The 26,388-nt window shown below is 70.6% G+C and carries 14 protein-coding genes; 9 read left to right on the plus strand and 5 right to left on the minus strand.

All coding sequences use genetic code 11. From position 1 onward, the window contains the following. Positions 1-259: 259 nt before the first annotated feature. The 7 genes from ACIPC1_RS11930 to ACIPC1_RS11960 all read left to right on the plus strand — a co-directional run bounded on the left by ACIPC1_RS11930 (position 260) and on the right by ACIPC1_RS11960 (position 20,470). Positions 260-1,261, plus strand: a complete 1,002-nt coding sequence (locus ACIPC1_RS11930) for a hypothetical protein (protein ID WP_402515796.1) — start codon at positions 260-262, stop codon at positions 1,259-1,261. A gap of 16 nt (positions 1,262-1,277) precedes the next feature. After that, positions 1,278-1,955: a hypothetical protein gene (locus ACIPC1_RS11935; protein WP_402515798.1), complete on the plus strand. Its 678-nt coding sequence runs from the start codon at positions 1,278-1,280 to the stop codon at positions 1,953-1,955. Positions 1,956-2,797: 842 nt separating this feature from the next. Then, the gene (locus ACIPC1_RS11940; RefSeq protein ID WP_402515799.1) at positions 2,798-6,784 is read left to right on the plus strand and encodes an amino acid adenylation domain-containing protein; all 3,987 of its coding nucleotides are present in this window, start codon (positions 2,798-2,800) and stop codon (positions 6,782-6,784) included. Continuing rightward, positions 6,784-16,308: an amino acid adenylation domain-containing protein gene (locus ACIPC1_RS11945; RefSeq protein ID WP_402515802.1), complete on the plus strand. Its 9,525-nt coding sequence runs from the start codon at positions 6,784-6,786 to the stop codon at positions 16,306-16,308. The genes ACIPC1_RS11940 and ACIPC1_RS11945 overlap by 1 nt, the downstream gene beginning before the upstream one ends. Positions 16,309-16,355: 47 nt before the next feature. Further along, a complete protein-coding gene (locus ACIPC1_RS11950; protein WP_402515803.1) occupies positions 16,356-17,231 on the plus strand; it encodes a TauD/TfdA dioxygenase family protein in 876 nt (291 codons plus the stop codon). Positions 17,232-17,374: 143 nt separating this feature from the next. Next, positions 17,375-18,199, plus strand: coding sequence for an SDR family oxidoreductase (locus tag ACIPC1_RS11955; RefSeq protein ID WP_402515805.1), 825 nt, complete (start codon positions 17,375-17,377; stop codon positions 18,197-18,199). Between the two features lie 690 nt (positions 18,200-18,889). Further along, entirely contained in the window at positions 18,890-20,470 is a 1,581-nt protein-coding gene (locus ACIPC1_RS11960) for a hypothetical protein (RefSeq protein ID WP_402515808.1), read from the plus strand. Positions 20,471-20,827: 357 nt separating this feature from the next. Here ACIPC1_RS11960 and ACIPC1_RS11965 read toward each other — a convergent pair whose 3' ends face one another. Continuing rightward, on the minus strand, positions 20,828-20,995 hold the full coding sequence (locus ACIPC1_RS11965) for a hypothetical protein (protein WP_402515809.1): 168 nt from the start codon (positions 20,993-20,995) through the stop codon (positions 20,828-20,830). A 170-nt stretch (positions 20,996-21,165) separates the two neighbouring features. After that, positions 21,166-22,107, minus strand: coding sequence for an aldo/keto reductase (locus ACIPC1_RS11970; protein ID WP_402515811.1), 942 nt, complete (start codon positions 22,105-22,107; stop codon positions 21,166-21,168). 199 nt (positions 22,108-22,306) lie between these two features. Here ACIPC1_RS11970 and ACIPC1_RS11975 point away from each other — a divergent pair, with 199 nt between their 5' ends. Together ACIPC1_RS11975 and ACIPC1_RS11980 are read left to right on the plus strand one after the other, a co-directional pair. Further along, complete coding sequence (locus tag ACIPC1_RS11975; protein WP_402515814.1) at positions 22,307-22,921, plus strand: TetR/AcrR family transcriptional regulator; 615 nt, start codon at positions 22,307-22,309, stop codon at positions 22,919-22,921. A gap of 471 nt (positions 22,922-23,392) precedes the next feature. After that, positions 23,393-24,115 carry an alpha/beta hydrolase gene (locus tag ACIPC1_RS11980; RefSeq protein ID WP_402515817.1) on the plus strand — a complete coding sequence of 241 codons (723 nt, stop codon included), beginning with the start codon at positions 23,393-23,395 and terminating at the stop codon, positions 24,113-24,115. 21 nt (positions 24,116-24,136) lie between these two features. Here the strand turns inward: ACIPC1_RS11980 and ACIPC1_RS11985 are convergent, their stop codons facing one another. The 3 genes from ACIPC1_RS11985 to ACIPC1_RS11995 form a co-directional block, all read right to left on the minus strand. Further along, positions 24,137-24,301 (minus strand): hypothetical protein, encoded by a 165-nt coding sequence (locus ACIPC1_RS11985; RefSeq protein WP_402515820.1) that lies wholly within the window; start codon positions 24,299-24,301, stop codon positions 24,137-24,139. Positions 24,302-24,628: 327 nt separating this feature from the next. Then, positions 24,629-24,940 carry a hypothetical protein gene (locus ACIPC1_RS11990; RefSeq protein WP_402515823.1) on the minus strand — a complete coding sequence of 104 codons (312 nt, stop codon included), beginning with the start codon at positions 24,938-24,940 and terminating at the stop codon, positions 24,629-24,631. Between the two features lie 274 nt (positions 24,941-25,214). After that, the gene (locus ACIPC1_RS11995; protein ID WP_402515825.1) at positions 25,215-26,171 is read right to left on the minus strand and encodes a prolyl oligopeptidase family serine peptidase; all 957 of its coding nucleotides are present in this window, start codon (positions 26,169-26,171) and stop codon (positions 25,215-25,217) included. Positions 26,172-26,388 lie beyond the last annotated feature (217 nt).

Genomic DNA, 26,388 nt, shown 5'->3' on the forward strand with positions numbered 1-26,388 from the left:
GAAGGCGTCCAGGCGGTGGCGGACGTGCGCAGCGGGTGCCGCCGGGCGCGGAAGGGCATACCGGAGTGGGTGTGCTGCCAAGCGCCGAATTAAAGAAACGCTTGCGTTTCGTTCCAGGTCACCGTAGTTTATGTGTACGAAACCGTTTCGTATTGATGGGAGCTCGGGGCGTGCCCAGCCGCAGCAGTAGCAAGTCCGACGTATCGCGTGAGGCGGGATCCGCGGCGCTGGTCCGGGCCGTCCTGGCGCGGGCTGCGCGATGACCACCTCTCCGGTGTTCCTGGCTGTCGCCCTCTCCCTGGTCTCCGCGGTCTGCTACGCCACGGCCGCCGTGGTCCAGGAGAGGACCGCCGCCAGAACGCCGAACCTGCGCGGCGCCCTCACCCGCGGCTCCTGGTGGTGGTCGGTCCTCCTCAACGCCGCCGGCGCACTGCTGCACGTGGTCGCCCTGCGGTACGGTCCGCTGACCCTGGTGCAGCCGCTCGGCGCGCTGACCCTCGTGGCGGCAGTGCCCCTGGGCTCGCTGGCCGCCCGCCGCCGGACCTCCGGAACGCAGTGGCGCGGCATGGCCCTCACCCTCGTCGGGCTCACCGCGCTCCTGACCGCCACCGCCTCGGGCAACGCGCCGGACAAAACCCTGCACGCCACCGAGGTCCTGGTGGTCGCGCTCACCGCCGCCACCGTTGTCGCGGTGCTCGTCCGGCTCGCCTCGGGCCGCTTCGCCCCGGGCGGCCTCGCCTTCGCGGCAGCTTCCGGCATCGCTTCCGGAGTCGGCTCCACGCTGGCCCAGAAGCTTGCGGTCGGACCGGCGTTGTCCTGGAGCGTGGCGGTGGTTACGGTCCTCACCGCCGCGTTCGCCGCGGCCGGGCTGCTGCTCTCCCAGAAGGCCTACCGCAGCGGCCTCGGCGGCCCCCTCGCGCTGCTCACCCTCGTGAACCCCGTCACGGCGTCCCTCATCGGCATCATCCTGCTCGGCGAAGGCTTCCAGTACGGGGCGACCGGCACCCTGCTCGCCCTCGCGGGCGCAGCGGCGGCCGGCCGCGGTGTGGTCCTGCTCAGCAAGCCCCAGCCCCACCACGACGACCCTGACCATCCCGACCGCTTCGACGACGGTGACGACCAGCCGCGCCTGCCACGCCGGACGAAGCCGGTCGCCGCGCCGGGCCTGCGACCCACCCGGCTTTTCCGCACCGCGTTTGCGTCCACCGGACGGATGCGCCCGGCCACGGCCGACCTCACCGGAATGAGCCGGGCCATCTGAAAGGGAGAACACGAACATGACGACTCTTCACCTACGCCCTCGGACATCCGTGCGTGCGGCGGGACTGGTGGACGTACCCGCCGTGGTGCGCCTGATCGCACCGACCCTGCCTTCGCCCTCGACCTCGCCTTCAGTCCCGGCCTCGGCCCCGTCCTCGCCGTCATCCCCGGCCCTGGACAGCTCTGCACTGGACTGGGAGCGGGCGCAGAGCGCCATGAGGCTTGTGCTGGCTCACCATGCCCTCGAAGAGGGTCAGGTATGGGTGGCCGAGCATGAGGACGGCGCGCTCCTCGCGGCTGCCGTCTGGCTGCCGCCCGGCGTGGAGTCCGAGCCCCCCGAGACGTACTTCAGCGGCCTTCTCTCCCGTGAACTCGCCATCGGCCCTCAGCATCGTCCGGTCCTGCCGGCGTTGCTGAGGGAGGCGGAGCCCGACGGGCCGCACTGGAAGGTGGTCATCGCGGGCGCGCTGGACGACACGAGCGCCTGGGATCATACCGTCGCCGCCGAGCTGCTGGCCCCGGGACTGCGCGCCGTTGACGACCAGGCCGCCACAGCCGTCGCGATCACGGTTTCCGCCCGCCACGCGGACCAGTTGCGGCCCCTCGGGTTCCGTCGACCGCGTGAAGTCGACCTCATGCCGGGCGCGAGTGTATGGCTGACGACTCGTCACCCGAGGGCTCGGGTGGAGGGCTGACGGCCCCTCGTTGCCGACGATCGCGGTGACTCCGTCACCGGGTTTCAATGACTCCGTGTCGTCCCGCGTGGTTCACGCGGTTCACGCGGACACGCGCATTCCGCGGCTCCCAAGCCTTAATACGGTTCCGTCGTCAGAATATGAAGTCTTCTTTACTCGTGTCGTCGTTTTGCCTCGTCGGGGGCGATCGTTGGCGGTGTGGAATCTTTCTTCCCATATGTGGGTTTCGGGGGGATTCTTCTTTCGTGGTACTCGGACGGGGTATGTGTGAGGTGTCCCGCCTTGGGGTCAACTCCCCTGTTCTCTGTGGGAGGAAGGGAAACGTCAAGTGTTGACATTCGCCGAACCTGTGATTGATGATTGCGGCTGCATCACGGAGTTTCGGAGGGGAATTCGAATGAACAAGGAAATGGCGCGAGCAGGTAATTGACCAAGGTTTTGCGCCAGCTCGAACGTGAGGCCATGAACGTCACATGCGACAGGCCCGCCGAAAAGATTTCGGGAAACAAATCACTGGGCCGCTTTCGCCTGCCTCACACCGTCGCCTCGCCTCTTCATCGCTGACCTGACGTCTGCTCCGCATCCCGCTGCGGTATTCCGCGGTGACGGCAACGACCCGCGTCCGGTCATCGGCCCCGTGCGTGCCGTCACCCTCAGGGCTGCCTTGTGTGTGAACGCAGCACGACGTCGTGGTCGGCCGCCGACCCTGTTGCCCGCTCCCTCCACCACGCCCGCGCGACGGCGGGCAGGTCGTTCTGGAAACCGTCGGCAGTCCGGTGGTCCCGACTTGTCGCGCTCGATGTCAACCAGCCCCACACCGACGGGAAGGCCAGGTACTGCCGGTGAAGAACACCCCTCACTCTGTCCCCGCTCCACGCGCGTCCGCCGACACGGTCACGTACGCCACCGAAGAGACGCCGCGCATCCGGCCCGCCTCCTTCGCCCAGCAGCGACTGTGGTTCCTGGCTCAACTGCCGGGTGCGAACGCCGCGTACAACGAGACGATCGCCTTCTCGCTGACCGGCCCGCTCGACCACGACCTGTTGTCACATACCTTCGACGTCCTGACCGACCGGCACGAAACTCTGCGGACGCGGCTGGTGGCCGAGGAAGGGGTCGTACGCCAGCACATCGACCCGCCGGGTGCGGGGTTTGCCCTGTCGTTCGAGGACCTCACCTCCGTCACCGACCCCGACGCGCGCGTGGCTGCCCTGCAACTCGACGAGGCGAAAGGGCCGTTCGACCTCGAGGCCGGGCCACTCGGGCGCGGTCGCCTTCTCGCTGTCGGGCCCAGGCGCCACGTACTCCTGCTGACGTTCCATCACAGTATTTACGACGGCGTCTCGATGAACGTCATGATGGACGAAGTCGGGCAGATCTACCAGGCGTTGTCGACGGGCGAGCCGAATCCGCTCCCGGCGCTCGCGGTGCAGTACGCGGACCATGCGCGGGCCCAGCACGAAGCCGTACTCGGCGGCGCGCTCCGAACCCAGGAGGACTATTGGGTGCGTGCACTGGATGACGCGCCGCCCGTCCTGGAACTCCCCGTCGACCGTCCGCGCCCGACGGAACAGCAATACGGGGGCGGGCGGGCCGAGTTCAGCCTGGACGCCGAGGTCACCACAGGGCTCCGCGGCCTGGCCAGACAGCACGGCGCAACCCCCTTCGTGGCGCTGTTGACCGGCTGGGCGATTCTGATGTCCCGGCTGTCGGGGCAGGAGGACATCGTTGTCGGCAGTCCGTTCGCCAACCGGCGCGGCCCGGGGGCTTCGGGCCTCATCGGCTTCCTCGTCAACTCGCTCCCGCTGCGGATCGATCTGTCCGGTTCCCTCACCGCCTCGGAGGCACTCGCCCGCACCCGTGCCGTCGTACGCGAGGCACTCCGTCACCAGGATCTGCCCTTCGAGCGCATCGTGGAACTGGTCAACCCGCCGCGCAGCGCCTCCCGTACGCCGTTGTTCCAGACCATGCTCGCCTGGCAGCCCGACCGGCGGAACCTGCTGCACCTGCCCGGAGTCGAGGCCGAGCCGCTGCCGATCGCCCAGGCCCCGGCCAAGTTCGACCTCGCCCTGTTGGCAACCGAGTCCGACGGCCGCATCACCGGTCACCTGGACTACGCGACGGCCCTCCTGGACCACACCACCGCACAGCGCTGGACGGACCACCTGCGGCACCTGCTCACCGACATGGCCCGCCATCCCGAACGAGACATCCGGGCCCTGGAGTTGATGGATCCGCAGGAGCGCCGCCGGGCGCTGCTCGACGGTGACGCCACGCAGGCTGCCGACGCTTCCGGCCCGGAGGAAACCCTGCGCACCGCGTCCGGACTCGTCGAGCTCTTCGAGGCCCAGGTCCGCGAGCGCCCCGCGCAGACTGCGGTCGTCGACCGGGACCGCTCGCTGGACTACGCGGCACTCGACAGCCGCGCCAACCGCCTCGCGCACGCCCTCGTCGCCCGGTCGGTCCGCCCCGGCGACGTCATCGGGCTGCACGCGAAGCGGTCCTGCGACCTGGCCGTCGGCATCCTGGGCATCCTCAAGGCGGGCGCCGCCTATCTTCCGCTCGACCCCGGTCAGCCCCTGGAACGCCTCGCAGGCATGGTCGAGGACGCCGCCTGTCCCCTCGTACTGACCGACCACGACACTGCCGACCGCGCGCGGGAGTGGCTCGACCTGAGTGCGGTGGAGGCCGAGGGGGCAACCGGGGAGACGCCGCCGACGGGCGTCGGCCACGCGCCGGACCGGCCGGCCTACGTGATCTTCACCTCCGGTTCCACGGGACGGCCCAAGGGCGTCGCGGTGGAGCACCGCAGCGTCCTCAACCTCTTCGCCGGCTGGCACGCCCGTATGGGCACCGCGCCCGGGGAGGCCGGCTCTGCCTGGTCCAGCATCGGATTCGACGCCTCGATCCATGAGTTGCTACTGCCGCTGACCACCGGCGGTGAGCTGCACATCGTCCCCGAGGACCTGCGCGGCGACCCCGAAGCCCTGCTGGCGTGGATGCGTGAACACGCGGTGACCCAGGCGTTCCTGCCCCCCGCCTACGTCAAATGGATCGACGAGGACCCCGCCGGCCGGCTGCGCGGGCTGCCGCTGCGCAAGCTGCTGACCGGAGTCGAGTCGCTCACCGAAGCAGCGCTGTACCGCATGACACAGCACCTCCCCGGCCTGCGGATCTGCTTCGGTTACGGGCCCACCGAAGCGACCCTGTACAGCACCGCCTACTACGACCCCCGCCCGCTGGAGCGCCCCTGCCCCATCGGCCGCCCGCTGCCCCATACCCGTATGTACGTGCTCGACGACCGGATGGAGCCCGTCCCGCCCGGCGTGGTGGGGGAGGTGTACCTCGGCGGAGCGTCGCTGGCCCGCGGCTATCTGGGCCGCCCCGACCTCACCAAGGAACGCTTCCTGCCCGATCCGTTCGTGCCCGGCGAACGGGTCTACCGCACCGGGGACCTCGCCCGGCGGCTGCCGGACGGTCAGGCCCACTACGTGGGACGCGCCGACGACCAGGTCAAACTGCGCGGATTCCGGATCGAACCCGCGGAGGTCGAGGCGGCGCTGATGGCACTGCCCGGCGTCCGTGAAGTCGCGGTCCTCGCCGACCACGACGCGGCGGGCCAGCCCCGCCTGGTGGCCGGCATCGGCCGGGGCGCAGAGTCGGCCCGGACCGCCCACGACTGGCGCACCGCTCTCGCCCGCCGACTGCCCGACTACATGATCCCCGCCGTCTTCCTCGATCTCGACGCCCTGCCGCTCAACCGCAGCGGGAAACTCGACCGGCCCGAACTGCTGCGCCTGGCCCAGGAGTCGAGCTCCAACCAGGTCAACACGGCCAGTCCGCGCGACCATGTCGAGCACGGCCTGTACCGGATCTGGCAGCGGATCCTGCTCCACCCCGACATCGGCGTCAGCGACAACTTCTTCGAGATCGGCGGCACTTCCCTGTCGGCCATCAAGATGTCCCACGCCGTCGGTGAGACGTTCGGCCGCCGCATTCCCGTGGGCGAGGTGATGATGCGGCCCACCATCGAAGCACTGGCCGAACTGCTGCGCGAGGACGGCGCCGCGCGCGCACCGGGCAGCCTCATCGAGTTCCGTCCCGGTACGGGCCCGCGTGTGGTCTGCGTGCACCCGGCCGGCGGCACCGCCTTCTGCTATCTGCCCTTGGCCGAGCTCCTGCCCGAGCAGGTCGGGCTGTACGGCATCCAGTCGCCAGGAGTGAACCCCGGCGAGGAGCGACTGCCCACCGTGGAGGCCATGGCCGAGGCGTACCTGCGGCTGCTCGAACCGCTTGGCGAGGGACCACTCGTCCTGACCGGCCTGTCGTACGGCGGCCTCGTCGCCCACGAGATGGGACGCGTCCTGGCCCACGGCGGGCGCCGGGACGTCAGCGTCGTACTCCTCGACACCCAGGCCACCGACGACGTGTCCGCACGCGAGGAGATCGGCGTCGTCGACGCGGCCGAGTTCCGCGACAAGCTCGTGAGGTTCAACGGGATGTATCCCGGCATCGACGACGCCCAGGTCGATCGCTACTACCACCTCTACAACCACAACCGGCTCACGGCCAGGGAACACCTCCCGGCCGCCTCCCCGGCACGCCTGGTCCTCGCCCAGGCCGTTCCGGACGGCACCGACAGCCCCTTCCACGCCGAGGTCCGCGCCTTCTGGCGGCGTCGCGCGCAGGGTGACTTCCGCGTCGAGACGATGGCGTGCGACCACTGGGAAATACTGGAGGGCGCCGGAGCGGCCCAGGTCGGCGCACTGCTCGCCGCCGAACTCGCCCACCACGCAAGCCAGTTGGCCCTGCCCATACGGGAGCTGTGATGGACCTCCGACCCGCTCGCAGCGACTCTGCGCCCCCGGTCGGCACAGGGCACGCGCCCCTCGCCGACGCAGTGCTGGACCAGGCCCGCCGCACCCCGTTCGCCGTCGCGGTCGAGGACGGCAGCCGGGTCCTCGACTACGCGGAACTCGAACGGGCCAGTGGTCGGGTGGCGGCGCGCCTTCGCGCGGGCGGAGTGCGCCCCGGGCACGCCGTCGCCGTACACCTGCCCCGCTCGTGGGAGCTGATCTGCGTCATGCTCGGCATTCGCCGTGCCGGAGCCACCGTCGTACCCCTCGACCGGCTCAGCCCGCCCGACCGACAGCGGCACATCCTCGACGACTCGGGCGCCGTCGCCGTCATCCACGACGGCGGGTACCTGCTGGGCGCGCACCTCGTCGCGTGGGACGTTCACCTTCTGCTGAGTGATGACGGGTCCGGCCTGCCCGCCGTGCCGTCGGGGCACCGCGGCGACACCGCCACGGGCTTCGTCTTCTACACCTCCGGCAGCACGGGGCGCCCCAAGGGCGTGGAGGTCACCGACGAAGGAGTGCTGCGGCTGGCCCGGCCCGGTTACCTCGACCTGCCGCCCGGCGCCCGCTACGCCTGCCTGTCCAACCCCGCCTTCGACGCCCTCAGCTTCGAGGTGTGGGTTCCGCTCCTGACCGGCGGCGTGTGCGTCGTACTCGACGACACCCAGGTACACAGCCCGCACCAACTCGCCGGAGTGCTCGGCGAGCGCCGCGTGGACACGCTGTTCATCACGACGGCCCTGTTCAACGCCGTCGTCGAGCAGGTGCCCGACTGCTTCGCCACCACCGAACAGGTACTCGTCGGCGGTGAACAGCTCAACGCACGGATCGTCCGCCGCTGGTACGCGACCAACTCCGCCGCCCGCACCGTCCTGCACAACGTGTACGGGCCGACGGAAGCGACGACCTTCGCCCTGTGTCACCCCATCCCGCGGGACTTCGACGGCGACACGGTTCCCATCGGGACCGCGTTGCCCGGCACCGGCGTACTGCTGCGCACCGAGGACGGTCGCACCGCCGAGTCGGATGAGGTGGCCGAACTGCTGCTGTCCGGAGCGGCGTTGGCGCACGGCTACCGCAACCTGCCCACGCAGACCGGGCAGAGCTTCGTACGACTGCCGCACGAGGACGGCGGCGAGCGGCGCTGGTACCGCACCGGCGACCTCGTACGACAGGACGCCGAAGGGCGAGTGACCTACGTCGGCCGGGCGGACCGCCAGGTCAAGGTGCGCGGCTTCCGCATCGAACCGGGGGAGGTGGAGCGGCAGATCCTGGCGCACTCCGCCGTCCGCCAGGCCTACGTGTGCACCCGCCGCGACGACGCGGACCGCCACGAACTGCTCGCCTTCCTCGTCCTGGGTGACGGTGTCGTGGGTGACGCTGTCCTGGGCGACGACGGCTTGGGCGACGCTGTCCTGGGCGACGCTGTCGTGGTCGACGGTGCGCTGGGCGACCGCGACTTGGGCGACGACCTCTCCTTCGAGGCCTACGACCGCCATCTCGCCGCCGCCCTGCCTGCGTACATGCGCCCCCACCACACCTTCCTCGTCGCCGAACTGCCCCTGAACGCCAACGGCAAGGTCGACCAGGCCGCCCTGTTGCGCGCCGCCGGGACCCCGTGGCGCGGCACGCGCGAGGGCGACGCACCCGTCGACGCCGACCAGCGGTGGGTGCTGGAGGTCGCCGAGGACATCCTCGGCGTCACCGGTCTGCGTCCCGGTGACCGCTGGGTGGCGAGCGGCGGCGACTCGCTGAAGGCGCTGCGTTTCCGCTTCGAGATCCTCAGCCGCTTCGCCGTCGACCTGCCGCACGACCTGGTGCTGCGGGCCGACTTCGCCGCCCTCGCGGACGTCGTCCACGCCCCGGACACGGCCGTGGTCGAACACCCACCCGTGCCCGCCGCCTCCGACGAGCCGACCGCACCGGCCACCAGCGAACAGGAACGCCTCTGGCTCCTGCACCAGCGAGAGCCGGGGGACCGTTCCTACGACGTGCCGCTCGCCTTCCGCGTCCAGGGCCGGATCGACACGGCGGCACTGCACCGCGCGGTACGCGCACTGGTGGCCCGGCACGTGGCCCTGCGCACCCGGCTGGTTCCCACCCCGCACGGGCTGCTCCAGCAGACCTGCGATCCCTACGACCCGTGGGAACGGCCCGAAGCCTGCGCCGATGAGGAGTGGCAGGACACCGCCGACCGGTTCTTCAGCCACCGCTTCGACCTGGGGGACGCCCGGATGCTGCGGGCCGCCTGGGTGGCGCGGGCCGACGGCGGACTGTTCCTGCTGCATCTGCACCACGTCGCCGTGGACGGCTGGTCGCTCAATCTCCTCTTCCACGACCTCACCGACGCGTACGCCGCCGCGCTGGGCGGCGGGCAGCTGACCGGTGGTGTGTGGTCGTCCGATGGTGTCCAACCGTCCGGTGGTGAACAGGCGTCCGGTGGTGACCAGTTGTCCGGTGGTGAACAGTTGTCGGGTGGTGTGCAGTCGTCCGCCATCACGCCGTTGGACTTCGCGCGTTGGCAGCGCACTTGGCACACGAGTGCTGCCTACGAGCGCCGTCGCGCGCGCCTGCGCTCCCATTACGGCCGTGACGGCGAACCGTCACCCGCACTGCCGATCCCCGGCGCTCCGGGTGCGCCGGCGGCCCGGCTGCTGCGCACCTCGCTCGACCCGATCCGACGAGGCGCACTGGACCGCCGCGCTGCGCAACTCGGCCTGACAAGGTTCCAGTTGCTGGTGTCCGCGTTCGCCATGAGCGTGTACGGCGTGACCGGCCAGGGCCGTCCGCTGATCGCCACGCCGGTGGCGAACCGGCCCCGCCCCGAATTCGCGGAAACCGTCGGGATGTTCGCCAACACGGTTCTCCTGGATCTGCCCATGGAACCGCACCGGTCGCTGGACGCCCACCTCGCGGTCCACTCCGACACGGTGGGCGCCGTGCTGCGGGACCAGGAGGTCGCCCTTGCCGATGTCCTCGCGGACCGGGCCTTCCGCGAGCGAACCCCCTTGTTCGACTACCTGTTCGTGCTGGAGAACACCGAGTTCTCGGCGCTGCGCCTGGACGACTGCGAGGTGCGGCCGGTGTGGCCCGAGCCGCTGGGCGCCAAATGCGCCCTCACTCTGTCGGTGGTCGAGCACGAGTCCGGGTTCGACTGCCTGTGGGAGTACCGCGACGATATCGGCGCCGCGCGGGCGGAGGCCGCGGCCCATCTCTTCCAGCAGGCGCTCGACCACGTGACCGGTGACCGTGCGGCGCTCGATCAGGTGGCTGCCGACAGTCAGGCCCGCCAGGCGACGGCCGACGGCGACTGTAAGCCCCGCGCCCACCAGCCCGACGCCGCCGCCCCAACCCTCCGCGAACTGGTCGCCCCCTACCGCCGAGCCCTGCCCGACCACGGCCAAGGCGCCGAGCGGGCACCGGACTTCGCCACCGTCGCCGACGGCTTCGCCCGGCAGGTGGCGCGCACCCCGCACGCACCGGCCGTCGCCGCCGGCGATTCGACCCTCACGTACGCCGAACTCGACGCGCAGGCAGCCGAGTTGGCCACCGCTCTGCGCGCCCGCCACCACTTCCCGGCCGATCCCGCCGCCCCGGCGGCGGTGGCCCTGTACCTCCAGCCCTCCGTCGAACACATCGTGGCGCTCCTGGCGGCCGCCCGCCTCAACCTCACCGTCGTCCCCCTCGACCCCGCATACCCGCCACCCCTTCTGCGGCACGTGCTCGACCGGGCCGACCCGCTGTGCGTGCTCGTGGCGCCCGGGGACGAAGACGTCCTAGACGCGATCGCGCCACCCTCCCTGCCACGGCACGCCGTCACCCTCGCCGAAGCACCCAGACCCGCGTCCGAACGCCGCCCTGCGCACCACGGACTGCGCCCGCTCTACACCCTGTTCACGTCCGGCTCCACCGGCACTCCCAAGGGCGTCCAGGTCCCGGACCGGACCTTGTGCAACCTGCTGACCTGGCAGCGCACCGACGGCGGTCTGAGCGGGCCCGCCGTCACCCAGCAGTTCTCCATGCTGTCGTTCGACGTCTCCTTCCAGGAGATCTACACCACCCTGTGCTCCGGCGGACTGCTGCGCCTGGTGCAACCCGCGTGGCGGCATGATGTCCCGTCCCTGCTGCGAGAGTTGGAGACCGGGCGAGCGGAGCGGATCTTCCTGCCGTACGTGGCCCTGCAACTGCTCGCCGAACACGGCGTGCGCACCGGACAGTTCCCCTACCGGCTGCGCGAAGTCGTCACGGCGGGGGAGCAGTTGGTGTGCACCGATGCCATCCGCCGCTGGTTCGCCGGTATGCCGGGCGCCCGCTTGTTCAACCACTACGGTCCCACCGAGACCCACGTCGTGACCGGTCTGTGCCTGGACGGCGATCCCGCCGGGTGGCCGCTTCGCCCGGCGATCGGACGACCGGTGGCCAACGCCGTCCTGCGTGTCGTCGACGACGGCGGCCTGCCCGTACCGCCGGGCGTCACCGGAGAGTTGCTGATCGGCGGACTCATGGCCAACCGCTGCTACCTCGGCGACGCCGCGCCGCATCGCGACCGCTTCACCGAGGACCCCGACCTGGGGATCTTCTACCGCACCGGGGACCTGGCCCGCTTCGACGCGCAGGGCCTGCTGCACTACGCGGGCCGTGACGACACCCAGGTCAAACTCGGCGGTCACCGGCTGGAGTTGGGGCAGGTCGAAGCCGCGTTGTTGCAGTATCCAGGCGTGACCAACGCGGTCACGGCCGTGGCGGACGGGCGGCTGGTGGCGTGCCTGCAATGCCGGGGCGAAGACCCCGATCCCGCGGACCTCGCGGACCATCTGGCCGGGCTGCTGCCGGCTTACGTACGCATCGGAAGCTTCCGCCGATTGACGGAGCTGCCCCGCACGCCCAGCGGCAAGCTGGACCGGCAGGCGGCGCTCACCGTCCCGGGCCGCGAGCTGCGCGCGGCCCGCTCGACGGCCCCGGCCCTGTCGCCGCTCGAAGGACGACTGTCCGCACTGTTCGAGACGGTGACCGGCAAGGCGATCACCGTGGAACAGCGGTTCTTCGACGCGGGTGCCACCAGCCTGGACCTGATGCGCTTTCAGCTCCGCTGTGCGGGCGAGGACGATCTCACCTTCGCCGTGCCGGAGTTGTTCGAGCACGTCACCCTCCGCGCCCTTGCTCGCCTCCTCGACCGGCGAGGCGCCGACTCCGCCCCCGGGACCGACGGTGTCGCCGGCGAGGCGGTCGCATCTGCTGCGCCGCAGCCGACGGGGGAGCGGGCCCACGTCGGCGAGGGCGGAGACGAGCGGCTGGAGCCCATCGCCGTCATCGGCATGGCCGTACGGCTCCCCGGTGCCCCCGACCTGGCCGCCTTCTGGGACCTGATCACCTCCGGCCGCCGCGGCATCGAGCACTTTCCCACGACCGACGGCCGCGTCGGCGCGCGCAGCCAGTTGGCGGGGCTGCTCGACTTCGATCCGGGCCGCTTCACGATCAGCCCGCACGAGGCGCGGCTGATGGATCCCCAGCAGCGGCAACTGCTGATGAACTGCGTCGAGGCACTCGCCCACGCCGGGGTCGGAGACCCGACGACCCGCCGAGTCGGACTCCTGGCCGCCTGCGGGGAGAACACCTACTTCCAGAACATGCTGCGCGAGGCCGACCCGGCCGCGCTGCCCGACACCTTCCGGCTGGCCCTGCACCACGAGAAGGACTTCCTGGCCACCAAGGCCGCCTACCATCTCGGTCTGACAGGCCCCGCGTTCACCGTGCAGTCGGCGTGCTCCAGCTCGCTCGTCGGTGTGCACATCGCCGCGGGGATGCTCCGCCAGGGCGACGCGGACATGATGCTCGTCGGTGGCGTCCTCGTCGACACCGAACTGACCGACGGCTACACCTACCGGCCGCAGCACATCTTCTCGCCGGACGGGCACTGCCGACCCTTCAGCGCGGATGCCTCCGGCACCGTCGGAGCCAGCGGCACCGGCGTGGTCGTACTCAAGCCCCTCGCCGCGGCCCGCCGCGACGGGGACACCGTCTACGCCGTCATCACCGGCTCGGGAATCAACAACGACGGCTCGGACAAGCTCAGTTACAGCGCTCCCGCCCTCGCCGGGCAACGCGCCGCGATCCGCACCGCACTGCACCGCAGCGGACGTACCGGAGCCGACCTCGGCTATGTGGAGGCACACGGCACCGGTACCCGCCTCGGGGATCCCGTGGAGGCGGCCGCGCTGCGCCAGGCGTACGGCCTGGCGGACGACGCGCGCGTCGCGCTGTCCTCCGTGAAGAGCCAGATCGGGCACCTGGGCGCCGCCGCGGGCGTCGTCGGTCTGGTGCGGGCCGTGCTCGCCGTGCACCACGGGATCGTCCCGCCCACCGCGGACTTCGACCGTCTCAACCCGGAGATCGACGACGGCCCGTTCCGCATACCGACCGCGGCCGAACCCTGGCCGCGGGACGTACCCCGGGTGGCCGCCGTCAGCAGCTTCGGCATCGGCGGAACCAACGCCCACCTGCTCCTTGAGCAACCGGACGCCGCGCCGACCGTGCACACCCCGCGCGAGCCGGTCCCGTGCCTGGTCCTGTCCGGCGCTTCCGCGGCCGCCGTACGCGCGGACGGCCGGCGCATCGCGGACTATCTGAGCGCCCACCCCGAGACCTACCCGCAGGTGCTGCGCCACCTTCAGGCCGGACGCCCCGCACTCGATCACCGGGTGGCGGCGGTCTGCCCCGACGCCGCGTCGGCCGTGTCCTGGCTGCGCTCGCCCACCGCGCCCGCACCACTGTCCTCACCGGCGCGCCCGGCGGACCCGGGGCGCGACCCGCGGGCGCTCGCCGAGGCCTGGACGGCCGGACACACCGTCGTATGGCCCGAGGGCCCGGCCGACCCGCCGTGGGACTTCCCGCCCCCCGCCTTCGACACGGCGGAGTACGACTTCCCCCGCGCCCACGGGACAACTGCACCGCGCGTGTCCGCCTCCCGGCCGCAGCGGCTGCCTGCCACCGACTGGCTGCACCAGCCGCAGTGGACCCGCCTGCGCCGGGCCCGTACCGCCGCCCACCAACCGAGCCGCACCGCCGTGGTGATCACCGCACCGGACACGCATCCCGACGCCTGGCGGTTCCTGGAGGGCCACTACGCCCGGGTGGTACGGGTGCGGGCCGGCCGTGCCTTCGTCGCCTTCGACGAGGACCGCTACGAGGCCGATCCCGCCGACTCCGGGCACCTCGCTGCACTGCTGGCCCGAGTGACCGATCGCGGCGGACCCGGCGTCGACTGGCTGCACGCGCTCCCGCTGGCCCTGCACGGCAGCGTCGACGAACGCTCGCTGGAGACCGCCCAGTGGGCCTGCCTCGACACCGTCGCCGCCCTCAGCAGGGCCCTGGCCGACCTCCCTGACGGGGAGCCGCCACGCGTATGGCTGCTGTCCCACCAGGCGCAGCCGGTCACCGGCGCCGTCCGCAGACCCGAGGCGGGGCTGCTCGCCGCGACCACCGAGACCCCCCGCCAGGAACTCGACGTAACCCTGCGCTGGGCCGATCTGCCCGGACCCGATCCGGCCGACTGGGCGCAACACCTGCCCGATCTGCTCCTCGACGACACCCTGTCCGGTCCGCTGCTCGCCCTGCGCGACGGCTTCTGGTGGCACCGCACCGTCCAGCCGGTCCCCGTACCCGAAGCCGTACCCACGACCTGGCCGGCCACCCCCGGAACCCACCTGGTCCTCGGCGGAACCGGCGGCATCGGCAGCACTCTTGCCGTACGTCTCCTCCTTCAGCGGCCCGGCACGCGTGTGGTGCTGCTGGCCCGAGGGGAGGGGATACCGGCCGTCCTGCGTCCGTACGCGGACCGTGTCTCCCTTGTCCCGGCCGACCTCGCCACGGAGGACCCCCGCACGGTTGCCGCACGTCTGGCCCCTTACCTCGACGGCCTCACGGGCATCGTGCACGCCGCCGGAACGGCCGCAGGCGGGCTCCTGGCCCGACGCGACCCCGCCACCGCGCGCCGCGCCACGGCGGCCAAACTGCGCGGCGCCCTGCTCGTCGAGCAGCTGATCGCCGAGCACGGCCCCCACTACGTGGCCTACTGCTCGTCGATGGCGGCCCTGTACGGCGGCGTCGGCCAGTTCGACTACGCGGCGGCCAACGCCTGCCTGGATGCCTTTGCGCGGTACGCGCCGCCCGGCGCAGACGACGTACACACCACCGTCCGGATGAGCATCGGCTGGGACGCCTGGCGGGAGGTCGGCATGGCGCAGCACGCGCTGGGTGCCGATGCCCGCCACCAGGAGCACCTGGCGGTCGCGCTCACCCCCGAGGACGGCGCGGCGGTCTTCGAGCGGGCCCTGCACCTGCAGCTGCCCCACCTGATGGTCAACACCACGCCTCTGGAGCAGGCACGCTTCTTCTACGAGCCGGAACCGGCACTCGCCACCTACGCGAGTGACGCCTCGGCCCGCAGTGAACCGGGCACTCTCCACGACGACATCGCGAGCGACCTCGCCGAGATCCTGCGCGACCTGCTCGGCGTGGACGCCGTAGACCCCGAGGCGCCGCTGTACGACCTCGGCGCCGATTCGCTGACCCTGCTGGAACTCATCGACGAGGTGAAACGCCGCTACGGCGCCGACATCGACCTGTCCCGGCTCAGCCACCGCGTCAGCCTCACCGAGATCCTCGGTCATCTCGACACCGCCACGCACCCCGCCGCATCCGCGGGCGCGGCGGTGGACGTCGAGGTGTGGCAGCGCGGCCCGGGCCCGGACGTGCTCTGCCTGGTCCATCCGATCGGCGGCGACATCCAGGCCTATCGTCCGTTGGTATCGGCCCTGCCGGACGATCTGACCGTCTGCCTCATCGCCGACCCGGCGCTGCGTGACCCGCAGTTGCCGGCCAGGTCGATCGCCGACCGTGCCGCGCACTATCTGGCAGCCGTCCGGGCGGCGTTCCCCGCACCCGACTGCCGGTTGCGCCTGGCGGGCTGGTCGTTCGGGGCGTGGACGGCCCTGTCGATGGCAGCCCTCGCCGAGACGGACGACCGCCCCGTCCACGCCCTCTACCTCCTCGACCCGCCACCACCCGGCGCCGCCGAACACCGAGCCGCCTACGACGAGCAACAGGTGGACGCCGTCTTCGCCCGCGAACTGGCCGGCAACGGCGCCGACCGCCTGACCGAGCCGGGCCGTGCCTACGCCGAACGCCTCGCGCGCTGCTGCCGTACGAACCTGGCGGCCATGGCCGAGTACAGCTTGCCGCGCCTCGCCCTGACCCCCGCCACCGTCTGGCTCGCCCAGCGCCCCGTCGACGACGTGACCTCCCTGGCCCCGGAGCCGACCCCGCCCGACGCGTGGGACGCCCATCTGCCCCGGCCGGTGCGTACCCACCGCGTCGACGCGACCCACTACGAACTCGTCGCCGCGCCCCACGTCCAGGAGATCGCCGCCGCCGTCGGGGACGACCTTGCCGACGCCCCGTCGAGCGCACGTGGTGCCGCCGCCCGGCAGTCCTGAGGCGTCCCACTTTCCCCACCCGCCCCACCGAACCATGGAGGTCTCTCATGGAGGACTACGCACTGCAGGCAGTCGAGCGGCTGACCACCCGGCCCGCCGAGCCGTACGACACCTTCTCGCTCGCCCCTGTCACCCCGCTGCTGGGCGCGGAGGTCTCGGGGCTCGACCTGTCACGGGAACTGACACCCCAACAGGAGAAGGAACTCAAGCACGCGTTCCAGACTCACCACGTCCTGGTCTTCCGCGATCAGGACATCAGCCCTGAGCAACACAAGAGGTTCGCGGGCGTCTTCGGCGAGCTGCACCCCGTCGCGCTCCCGGTCGAGGGGTCCGACCCCTACATCCTGGACATCAAGGCGAACAAGGAATCCCGGGCCGTCGTCGGCAACGGCTGGCACGCAGACGGCACCGCGGACGCCGAACCGTCCCTCGGGTCGATGCTCTACCTCACCACGGCTCCCGAAGGCGGCGGCGGTGACACCCTGTTCGCCAACATGCACCTCGCCTACGAGCTGCTCTCGCCGTCTATGAGGCAGTTCCTCGACGGACTGACCGCAGTCCACGACGGCGCCCTGCCCTGGAGCGCCGCCGGAATGACCCCGCCGCCCGAGTACGACATCCCGCGCACCGAACACCCCGTAGTCGTGCGGCACCCGGAGACGGACCGCAAGCTGCTCTTCGTCAACGCCCCCTACACCTCGCACATCACCCAGCTGTCCCGCACCGAGAGCAGCGCCCTGCTCGACATGCTGTACGCGCACATCGCCCGGACCCCGCTGCTGCACTGCCGTGTCCACTGGCAGCCGCGCACCCTGGTCTGCTGGGACAACCGAAGCGTGCAGCACCACGCCGTGTGGGACTACTTCCCGCGCACCCGCCAGGGCCGCCGTATCGCCGTCAACGGCACCCCGCTGCGGGCCTGAGCCACCGATCCCGGACGCGACACCCAGGCGGGCGGCCTTGGGGGTGCTGGAGTTGACTTCGAGCGCACTCCAGGGTGTTCGCTGGTGAGGTAGGGCCGCGACGTCGTGACGGAGCGGGCGATGACTTTCATGAGGAGTACGCCATGACACAGAAGGTCTGGTTCATCACCGGAGCCTCGCGCGGCTTCGGGCGGGAGTGGGCGATCGCGGCGCTGGAACGCGGTGACTCCGTGGCCGCGACAGCACGCGACCTGTCCACCCTGGACGATCTTGGCGCGACCTATGGAGAGCGGCTCCTGCCCCTGCAACTCGATGTCACGGACCGCGACGCAGGCTTTGCCGCCGTGCGGCAGGCGCACGAGCGGTTCGGGCGCCTGGACGTGGTGGTCAACAACGCCGGCTACGGCCACTTCGGCCTGGTCGAGGAACTCACCGAGGCGGAGGCCCGCGCGCAGCTGGAGACCAACCTGTTCGGCGCGCTGTGGGTCACCCAGGCGGCACTGCCGTTCCTGCGTGAGCAGGGCAGCGGTCACATTCTGCAGGTCTCTTCCATCGGTGGGATCAGTGCGTTCCCGCTGGTCGGCATCTACCACGCGTCGAAGTGGGCCCTTGAAGGGATCAGTCAGGCGCTGGCCCAGGAGGTGGCGCCGTTCGGCATCAAGGTCACGCTGATCGAGCCCGGAGGCTTCTCCACCGACTGGGCCGGCTCGTCGTCGAGCAGGTCCGAGCCGTTGCCGGCGTACGCCGAGTTCCACACGCAGGTGCAGGAGGAGCGCCGTCAGCGCATTGGCACCCCGGGCGACCCGCGCGCGTCCGCCGCGGCCGTCCTGGAGATCGTGGACGCCGCCGAGCCGCCGCTGCGGTGCTTCTTCGGTACGGCTCCGCTGGGTATCGCCAGGGCCGACTACGAGCAGCGCCTGGCGACGTGGGAGAAGTGGCAGCCGGTGGCGGAGCTGGCCCAGGGCTGAGCCCTCTCAGCTGCCCCGGGGCCAGTGAGGCAGGCGGCGGGCCTGACGCCCGCCGCCGGACCGGCTCCGCTTCTACGGTGTCCTGACGCCGGTCGGCGGCGACAGCTGGAACCCCGCCGCCCGACCGTGACCACCTGCGCCTGCCTCCTTGGGCATGCACGGGCGGGCGCTTGAGCGCGACGCGTGCTGGGTATGTTCGAAAGTCTCCGCATACATGCGTATCGCGCTGAAGTAGGGCTGGGTTCAAGGCAGTTGGGGGATGCTGTGGGATCAGGAGACGAGTACGACAGAGCTGGCCCGGGGTCCTCGGACCGGGGTGTGGCTTGGGGACCCGAGGGATCCCCGACGGCGGCTGCCCCGGACCGCGGGCAAGGCGGGGGCGAACCTTCGGCAGCGACAGGGGCCGCAGCTCCGGACGCGGCCCTGGACCCGGCAACGGATCCGCCCTCGGCACCGCCCTCGGCACCGCCCTCGGCCCTGGACTCGGCAACGGATCCGCCCTCGGCACCGCCCTCGGCCCTGGACCCGCCCTCGGCACCGCCCTCGGCACCGCCCTCGGCCCTGGACCCGGCAACGGATCCGCCCTCGGCACCGCCCTCGGCCGCGCCCGAGGACTCCGTGCCTCCGCCTTCGGGCCCGCCCGCGGCGCCGGGCTTCGCACTGTTCCCGCCACCGCCGGACCATCCGCCTGTGGTCGGCGCGTCGTCTGCGCCCGACCCCCTCCGCGCGCTGGCCGTGGCCCTGCTGAACCTGAGCGGCCTGGGCCTCGGTTATGCGCTGCTGCGCCGCTGGTTGGCCGCGGCTCTCTGCTGGGCCGTGACGGCCGTGCTGCTGCTGATCGCGCTGCCTGCGGATCCGGACGGCGTACCCGGTGGCCTGGTGGTCGCGTACGTCATCTTCCTGCTGCTCACCGCAGGCGACGGGGCCCGCCGCGGACTGCGTGCCCCCGCCGAGCCTGCGCCGCCGGCAACGAGAGCGCCAGGGCGGTCCGGTCTGCTGCGGCCACCCGTGGTCCTAGCCCTGGGTCTGGTACTGCTGGCGGTGCCGGCGGGCGGTGCGGTCGCCTATGACACCGCGCGGGACGAGGCCGTGGAGCAGATGCTGCTCGACCGGCTCGCCGACGCCGACGCGCTGGTCGCAAAAGGTTCCACCGACTCCTTCGCCGCCTCCAAGGAGCAGTACCGCAGAGCCCTGGCCCAATACGGCGAACTCGCCGAGGAGCACGAGGGGTCGAGGGCCGCGAAGCTCGTACCGGACAGGCTGGGGAAGTACTACACCACCGTCGGCGGCCCGTACGCGAAGGACGAGTACTGCGACGCCGTCGAACCGCTGACGTATCTGCGGACCGTCCCCGACGTGGTGGACAAGGACCTGCTCGGCGATCTCACCGAGTGGCCCGACGACCGCTTGGCCACCTCACTGTACGAATGCGGCGCGAGCAGGCTCGGGGCCGTGGGGGCGGGCACGGGCGGGGGCGAGTTCGGCGTTCTGATGCGTACGTTCCCGGACTCCGCGCAGGCCGACAAGGTGGAGCCCGCTGTCCGGGGCCGGATCAAGCAGCTGAACGGGGAGCTGTCCGGTGGCGACCGGGCTCCCTGCACCGTCACGGAGGAGGTGCGGCGGATCAGCGACACGGCGTCGGGGCTGCCCGCCAAGAGTGCGACCGCACTGACCGGAGAAGCCGCTGACGTGGTCGAGTCGGGGACCTACGCCTGCGGTGTGGACCAGTTCAAGGACGACGACTTCGCCGCGGCCCGCCAGACGATGACCGATTTCGCCGACACGTACAAGGACAGCAAGCGTCGCGTGCAGGCTCAGAACATCGCCATAGGCGCGGAGATCGCCGAGGAGGAGGCCGCGGCGGGCAAGCGCGTGCCGTCGGCGGCCAAACCGAACGGCTCCGGACTCGAACTCGTCATCAGCAATGACGCTCCGGACGATGTGGAGATCCTCTTCACCGGTCCGGTCACCGGAAAGGTCTCGCTCAAGGCCTGCGGAAGCTGCGAGACGTACTCCAGCGAGTCGAGCGGAAGAACCCTTGCCTGCGAGGACACCAGCAAGAACTACCCGAAGTCCAGACTGGTGCTGCCCGCGGGCGACTACTACTTCCTCTACAAGCGTGCCGACGACACGGTCGACAATGCCAACCACACCGCCACCAGCAAGATCGAGTCCGGCTACTCCTACACGGACTGCACCTACGTCGTCCAGAGCGACCCGGGGAACCTCGATCTGCCCGAACTGGAACTCCCCGAGCTGACCCAGCCATGAACCAACGAACCAGTCGGCGGGGACTCAGCAGGGCAAGGAGGTTGCCCTGCTGAGTCCCCGCCGGCAGGCGTTTTCGTACGCGTGGCACCACAGCCGAGGAAACCCATCACCACCGCGCCGGCCCGGTCCAGTCGCGGAAAGATCGCCACCGACGACGGGTAACGGGCGCGCTGCACCTGCCTGTCGACCTTCCGCGACCTCGGGGCAGATGCTCACCGACCTGCTCTTCGCCGGCTACGACATCATCGTGTCCCCGACGTTGACCCAACCGCCGGTGCGGATCGGGGAGGTGCGCGACGATGCGGATCCGGCGGCCGGGTTCGCCGCAATGACCGCGTTCATGCCGTACACCGGGGTCTACAACCTCACCGGCATGCCCTCGATCACCATCCCCTCACCCGGGACAGCGAGGGCCTGCCGATTGGCGTGCTGCTGGGCGCGCGGTACGCCGATGATGCGCTGTTGGTGTCCCTTGCGGCCGAGGTCGTTCTCTCGCCAGGCAACTTCGGCACGCCCTGCGGGCACAGGAGGCGGGTGTGCGCGTGCTTCGGTTCGGCAGAGGTCCGTGTCTTGGGTTCGGCGGAGCGGGAGTAGCGGGCCAATCCTGTGCGGCCTCTCGTCAACGCGATCGGACCGTGAGCCCTCTCCCACCGGCCGGAGTGCCGTGACTTCCCAGGCCATGGCACTCACGTCGGTCAGTAACGGCCGCCCACCACCTGGGCCGCCAGCGCATCGAGCGCGCGCACTTCGTCGGCGGTCAACTCGATGCTCTCGGCGGCCACATTCTGCTCCAGCCACTTCACGCGCTTCGTCCCGGGAATGGGCACCACGGGAACACCGAGGCGCTCGCTGCCCGCGTGCACCCAGGCAAGGGCGAGCTGCGCCGCGGTGACGCCCTTGTGCTCCGCCAGTGAGCGGACGCTGTCCGCCACCGCCTCGTTGGCGGTGGTCCGGAAGCGAGGAAGCCGCTTGCGGGCGTCACCCGCAGGCAGGGATGCCGCATCCAGCGTGCCGGTCAGGAAGCCCCGGCCGAGCGGCGCGTACGCCACCAGGGCCACTCCCAGCTCGCGCAGGCCGTCCGCAACCGTCGTCTCGAGATCACGGGACCAGATCGAGTACTCGCTCTGGACCGCCGTGATCGGATGAACGGCGTGAGCGCGCCGCAGGAGCTCGGTATCAACCTCGGAGAGGCCGATGTGCCGGATCTTTCCCTCCTTCACCAGCTCCGCCATGGCGCCGACGGACTCCTCGATCTCGGCGGTCTGCGGGGGCCGGTGCAGGTAGTAGAGGTCGATGTGGTCGACCCCCAGACGCATCAGGGAGGCGTCACACGCGCGCTTGATGTAACCGGTCTCCCCGCGCAGCACCCAGGCGTCGCTGCCCACGCGGTCGATACCGGTCTTGGTCGCCAGCTGGACCTCGTCGCGGCGACCGGAGATGGCGCGGCCCACGAGCACCTCGTTGTGGCCGAAGGCGTAGGCGTCGGCGGTGTCGATGAGGGTGACGCCCAGGTCGAGGGCGCGGTGGACGGTGTCGATCGCGTCGTCCCAGCTCGTGGGACCGTATCCCTCGCTCATCCCCATGCAGCCAAGTCCCTGGGAGGAGGTGGCGAGGTCGCCGAGTGAAATGGTGTTCATGAAATGTCTCCGTTCGTCGTCCACGGCGCACACTCGCAGCGTCGTCAGCGCGTACGGGGCCGCAGGACGGTTGTAGGGTGACAGAGATACCGGAGGACCCTCCGGTATCAATGACGTTATCGGAGGGTCCTCCGGTAAGCAAGCAGGGTCGGTAATGTCTGCCTGCCCAGGCGGCATGAGAGGCCCGGGGAGAGCGCGCATGCATGAACGTCAGGGGCCCCCGCAGCCGGTACGCGCCCACGCTCGTCGAAACCGCGAGAAGCTGCTGGCCGCAGCGCAGGATGAGTTCAACCGCGTGGGCAAGAACGCCTCACTGGGTGGCATCGCCAAAGCCGCCGGGGTAGGCATCGCCACCCTTTACCGGCATTTTCCGGACCGGGAGTCTCTCGTCCTGGCCACCTACGAGTACGAGGTGGATCAGCTGTGCTCGGCCGCGGACAGTCTCCTCAAGACGCTGCCGCCGGATCAGGCGCTCAGGGAGTGGATGAGACGCCTGGCGGACCTGTTGGTCACCAAGCAGCAGATGTCCGAAGCGCTGCAGAGCATGAATCCCTCCGACGGAGGGTGGGCGTCCGAGTCCTACGCGAAGGTCTTCGGCGCGATCGACTCCCTCGTCGCCGCGGGTGTGGCCGCCCGAGCGATCCGTTCCGATCTCGGGACGGCTGACGTGGTACTGGCCATGAGCGGGCTTCTCCGTCTGGACGTATCCGGTGACTGGCGGTCCCAGGCCGACCGGCTGATCGGACTCCTGATGGACGGCCTGCGGGCTGGGATTCGAAGCGACATCGGCGTCGACGGCGGCTGGAATGCCTGACCGGGTTCAGTGACCCGGGCCTCGTGGCTGCCTGTAGACGGACCGCGCCAGGACGCTCGGACGGGCTTGGGCAGGCATGTGCGCCGTAGCGCTGAGCATGCCTGAGCAACCCACCACCTGACGTGGGACGTCACGCCAGGCCACTCCGTTACGCAGCACGTGGAGGTTTGCCCGCCTGCCCTGCGCAGCGTTCTGAATTCGCCACGCCGCGATCACGGCACAGGCCTGAGGCATTGACTGCACGGCCTTGGCCTTTGGGCGAGTGGCTCCGTGGCATCCGCCAACGGAGCCTCCGCGAAAACCCGTTGGCGGGCCACGGTGACCACTGCTACTTTTCTGGAGGCCGTGCGAGAGGACGAGGAGGTGGTACCCGTGAACGCAGTATCGACATGGGTGCTCCCCTCTGGGGTCATGGTCGGGCGGTAGGTCGTCCGGGAGCGCCGTTTACGAGCACTCCCGAAAGGTACGACCATGCAATTCACTTCCGAACAACGCCTCGACGACGGTGTCCTCGAACGCGAGTTCACCCTCGGTGAGATCCCCGGCACCCTGTGGACGCCTGAATCCGCGGCACCGGCCCCGCTGATCCTGATGGCCCACAACAACGGCCTGCCCAAGGGGGCATCCCGGCTGGTGGCCCGGGCCCGGCACTGCGCGGCGTACGGCTACGCGGTGGCCAGCATCGACGCCGCCGGGTGCGGCGACCGACCCCGGTCCGCCGCCGACGAGCAGGCCCGCGCCGACCTGCGCCGGGCGATGCAGGCCGGCGAGCCGGTCGACGAGATCTTCGAGTCCTTCATCGGCCCGCTCGTCGAAAAGGCGGTCCCGGAATGGCGGACCACCCTGGACGCTCTCCTTGCGCTGCCCGAGATCGGCGGTCCGGTCGGGTACTCGGGGTGGACCGCCCTCGGCATCCGGCTTGCGGTGACCGAGCCGCGCATCGCGGCCGCCGGCTTCTTCGCCGGGGGTTTCGTGCCCCGCGCTCAGCGCGAGGAGGCCCGGCAGGTCACCATTCCGCTGCTGCTCCTGCTGCAGTGGGACGACGAGGGGAACCCCCGTCAGCGGGCCCTGGAGCTGTTCGACACCTTCGGCACCAAGGAGAAGACGCTGCACGCCAATCTGGGCGGGCACACCGGCACCCCGTGGTTCGAGGTGGAGGACGGGAACCGGTTCTTCGACCGGCACCTGAAGTAAGGCCGGACCGCCGGACCGGCATCAGTCGGTAAGCGGGTGCCGGCCGGGCTGCCGCTCATCGAGGAGAGGCCTGCGCCCCTCCTCGATGGCGGCAGCCATCAGATCCACAACCGCCCCGATCGCGGCGGTACCGGCCACCGGCGGTACCGTCCGGCCGGGGTGGCGCTCGGCCACCGGCGCGTCCATCACCTGGGCCCACGCCGTCAGGCACTCGCCCCGTACCCTGCGGACGGCCGGGCAGGCGGACCGACTCGACCACCAACGCCCGGGCCGGGCCGGGCCGGGCCGGAGTTGGTGGCCGGCGGCCGACCGTCTGCGAACCAACCGCAACATGGAGCACCACGCCACACTCCACACCGAACCCAAGTCACAGGCCGTAGGGACTTTGGGGACCCGAACGTCGAGCCTTACCCGGGTGGTCCCACTTCCACGGGCCGGTGAACTACCTGCCGGGCACCGGCTTGGCGATGAGCGCTATGGGGATGAAGAAGTTGGCCTGACCGATCGCGAGCATCAGGGTGGCGAGCGATTTGGCCTCGTAGTGCTCGGCTGCCCCTCGTAGTGCTCGGCTGCCTGTGCGTACAGCCCGTCGGAGACCCTCCAGCCGTCCGCGGGCGGCTGGAGCACGGCGTCCACAAGTGCCGACGCGGCACGCTCGGCACCGGTGAAGTACGGCGAGTCCTGCCAGGACGCCACCGACGTGATCCGGTCCTGCGACGGCTCCCCGGAGGGTTTATGAGCGCGGCGCCTGCCACTGTCACGGGAGCCGGCAGTGCAGGGGACGACGGAGGGCCTCCCATCGTGGCCGAGCTGGGTCAGCGGCATGACGGGAATGACGTCGGAAAGTTCGAGGTTGGCGGCGTGCCACCTGCATCACACCCGCCAACTCCGACCGAAGGCCGGGGAGTTGCAGGCGTGGTCAGCTCCCGTCTGCCGTCTCACCTTGTGGCGGGAGTACGACAGGTAACGGCCGTGAAGGAAGCGGTTTCGGGTGGGGGAGGGGATCCAGAGAGGGGCAGCCAGCCTGCACGCGTGGCCGCAGGCTCGGGGCCGCGAATCCGCCGCCCGCCGCCCCTCCCGAACCCAACCCAACCGGACATCAGCTCCCGAGCTTCTTGTCCAGGAACCCGGAAATGGTGCCCATCACCTTCTGCGTGGACCACGGCACCCCGGCCTTGACGTCACCGAGGAACGACATGTCTCCGTGGTTGGCACCCTTGACGACATAGCGAGTGGCCTCCACTCCCTTGGCCTTGAGGGCGTCGAGCAGGATCAATGACTGACTGGGAGAGATGATGTGATCGTCGGACCCCTGGAGCAGGACGAAGGGGGCCGAGGAGGAACCCAGGTAAGTGGCAGGGTCGGCTGCCTTGTTGGCGGCGGGGTCCGTTGCGACGGTCTTGGTGGAGCCGGGACCGAATACGTACGCATTGATGAAGCTGCCAGGCGCCATATACGTGGCCTTGGTCGCCGCATCGAAGTCGTCGGCGATCTTTGCCAGGTCGCCGGCGCCGAACTCGTCGACAACGGCCTGGACATCACTGCTCTGGTCGAGGTTGCCCCCCGTGACGAACTCCTTGGTCCCGTTGGTGGCACCAGCCATGGCCGCGAGGTACCCGCCGGCCGATTGGCCCCAGACGGCCACCTTGTTCGTATCGATGCCGTACTCGTCCGCGTGGGCACGCAGATAGCGGATGGCGGACTTCACGTCGGCGACGCCGTCCTTGTACGTCGAGCCGGTCGTCTCTGTGCGGTACTCGATACTCGCGACCGCGTAACCCTGATCCGCGACATAGGTGCGTTCGCCGAGGTTGGCCGACTTGTCCGCCATCACGAACCCACCTCCGGTGATGTAGACCACCAGGGGCTTCTTACCTGCCGTCTGCGGCACCTGAAGGTCCAGCTTCAGGTCGACCTTCTTACCGTTGGCCTTGGGTGACGAGTACGTGATGTCCTTGTGGTTCGTCACCTCGGTGTTGGTGCACTGCATCTGCGGGCCGTCCGGAGTGATGACCGTGCTTGAGCGGGTGCTGGTCGGCTTCACTGTCTTGGCCACCGGAATTGCCGGTGTGGGAGCCCCGCTTGATGCCCCGGAGGGAGCGGCGCTCGTGGCTCCGCTGGAGGGCGCCGGGCAGGCGACGGTCTTCGTCGCGGGGGATGGCGACACGGATCCGGCGGCTGTTGCGGACCCCCCTGACGAGCAAGCCGTCACGCCGAGACCGAGAAGCGTGATCCCTGCGATCACGCTGAGCGTGCTGCGCGCAGACATGGTG

This window comes from Streptomyces sp. NPDC087263 (assembly GCF_044744645.1).
Classification (GTDB): Bacteria; Actinomycetota; Actinomycetes; order Streptomycetales; family Streptomycetaceae; genus Streptomyces.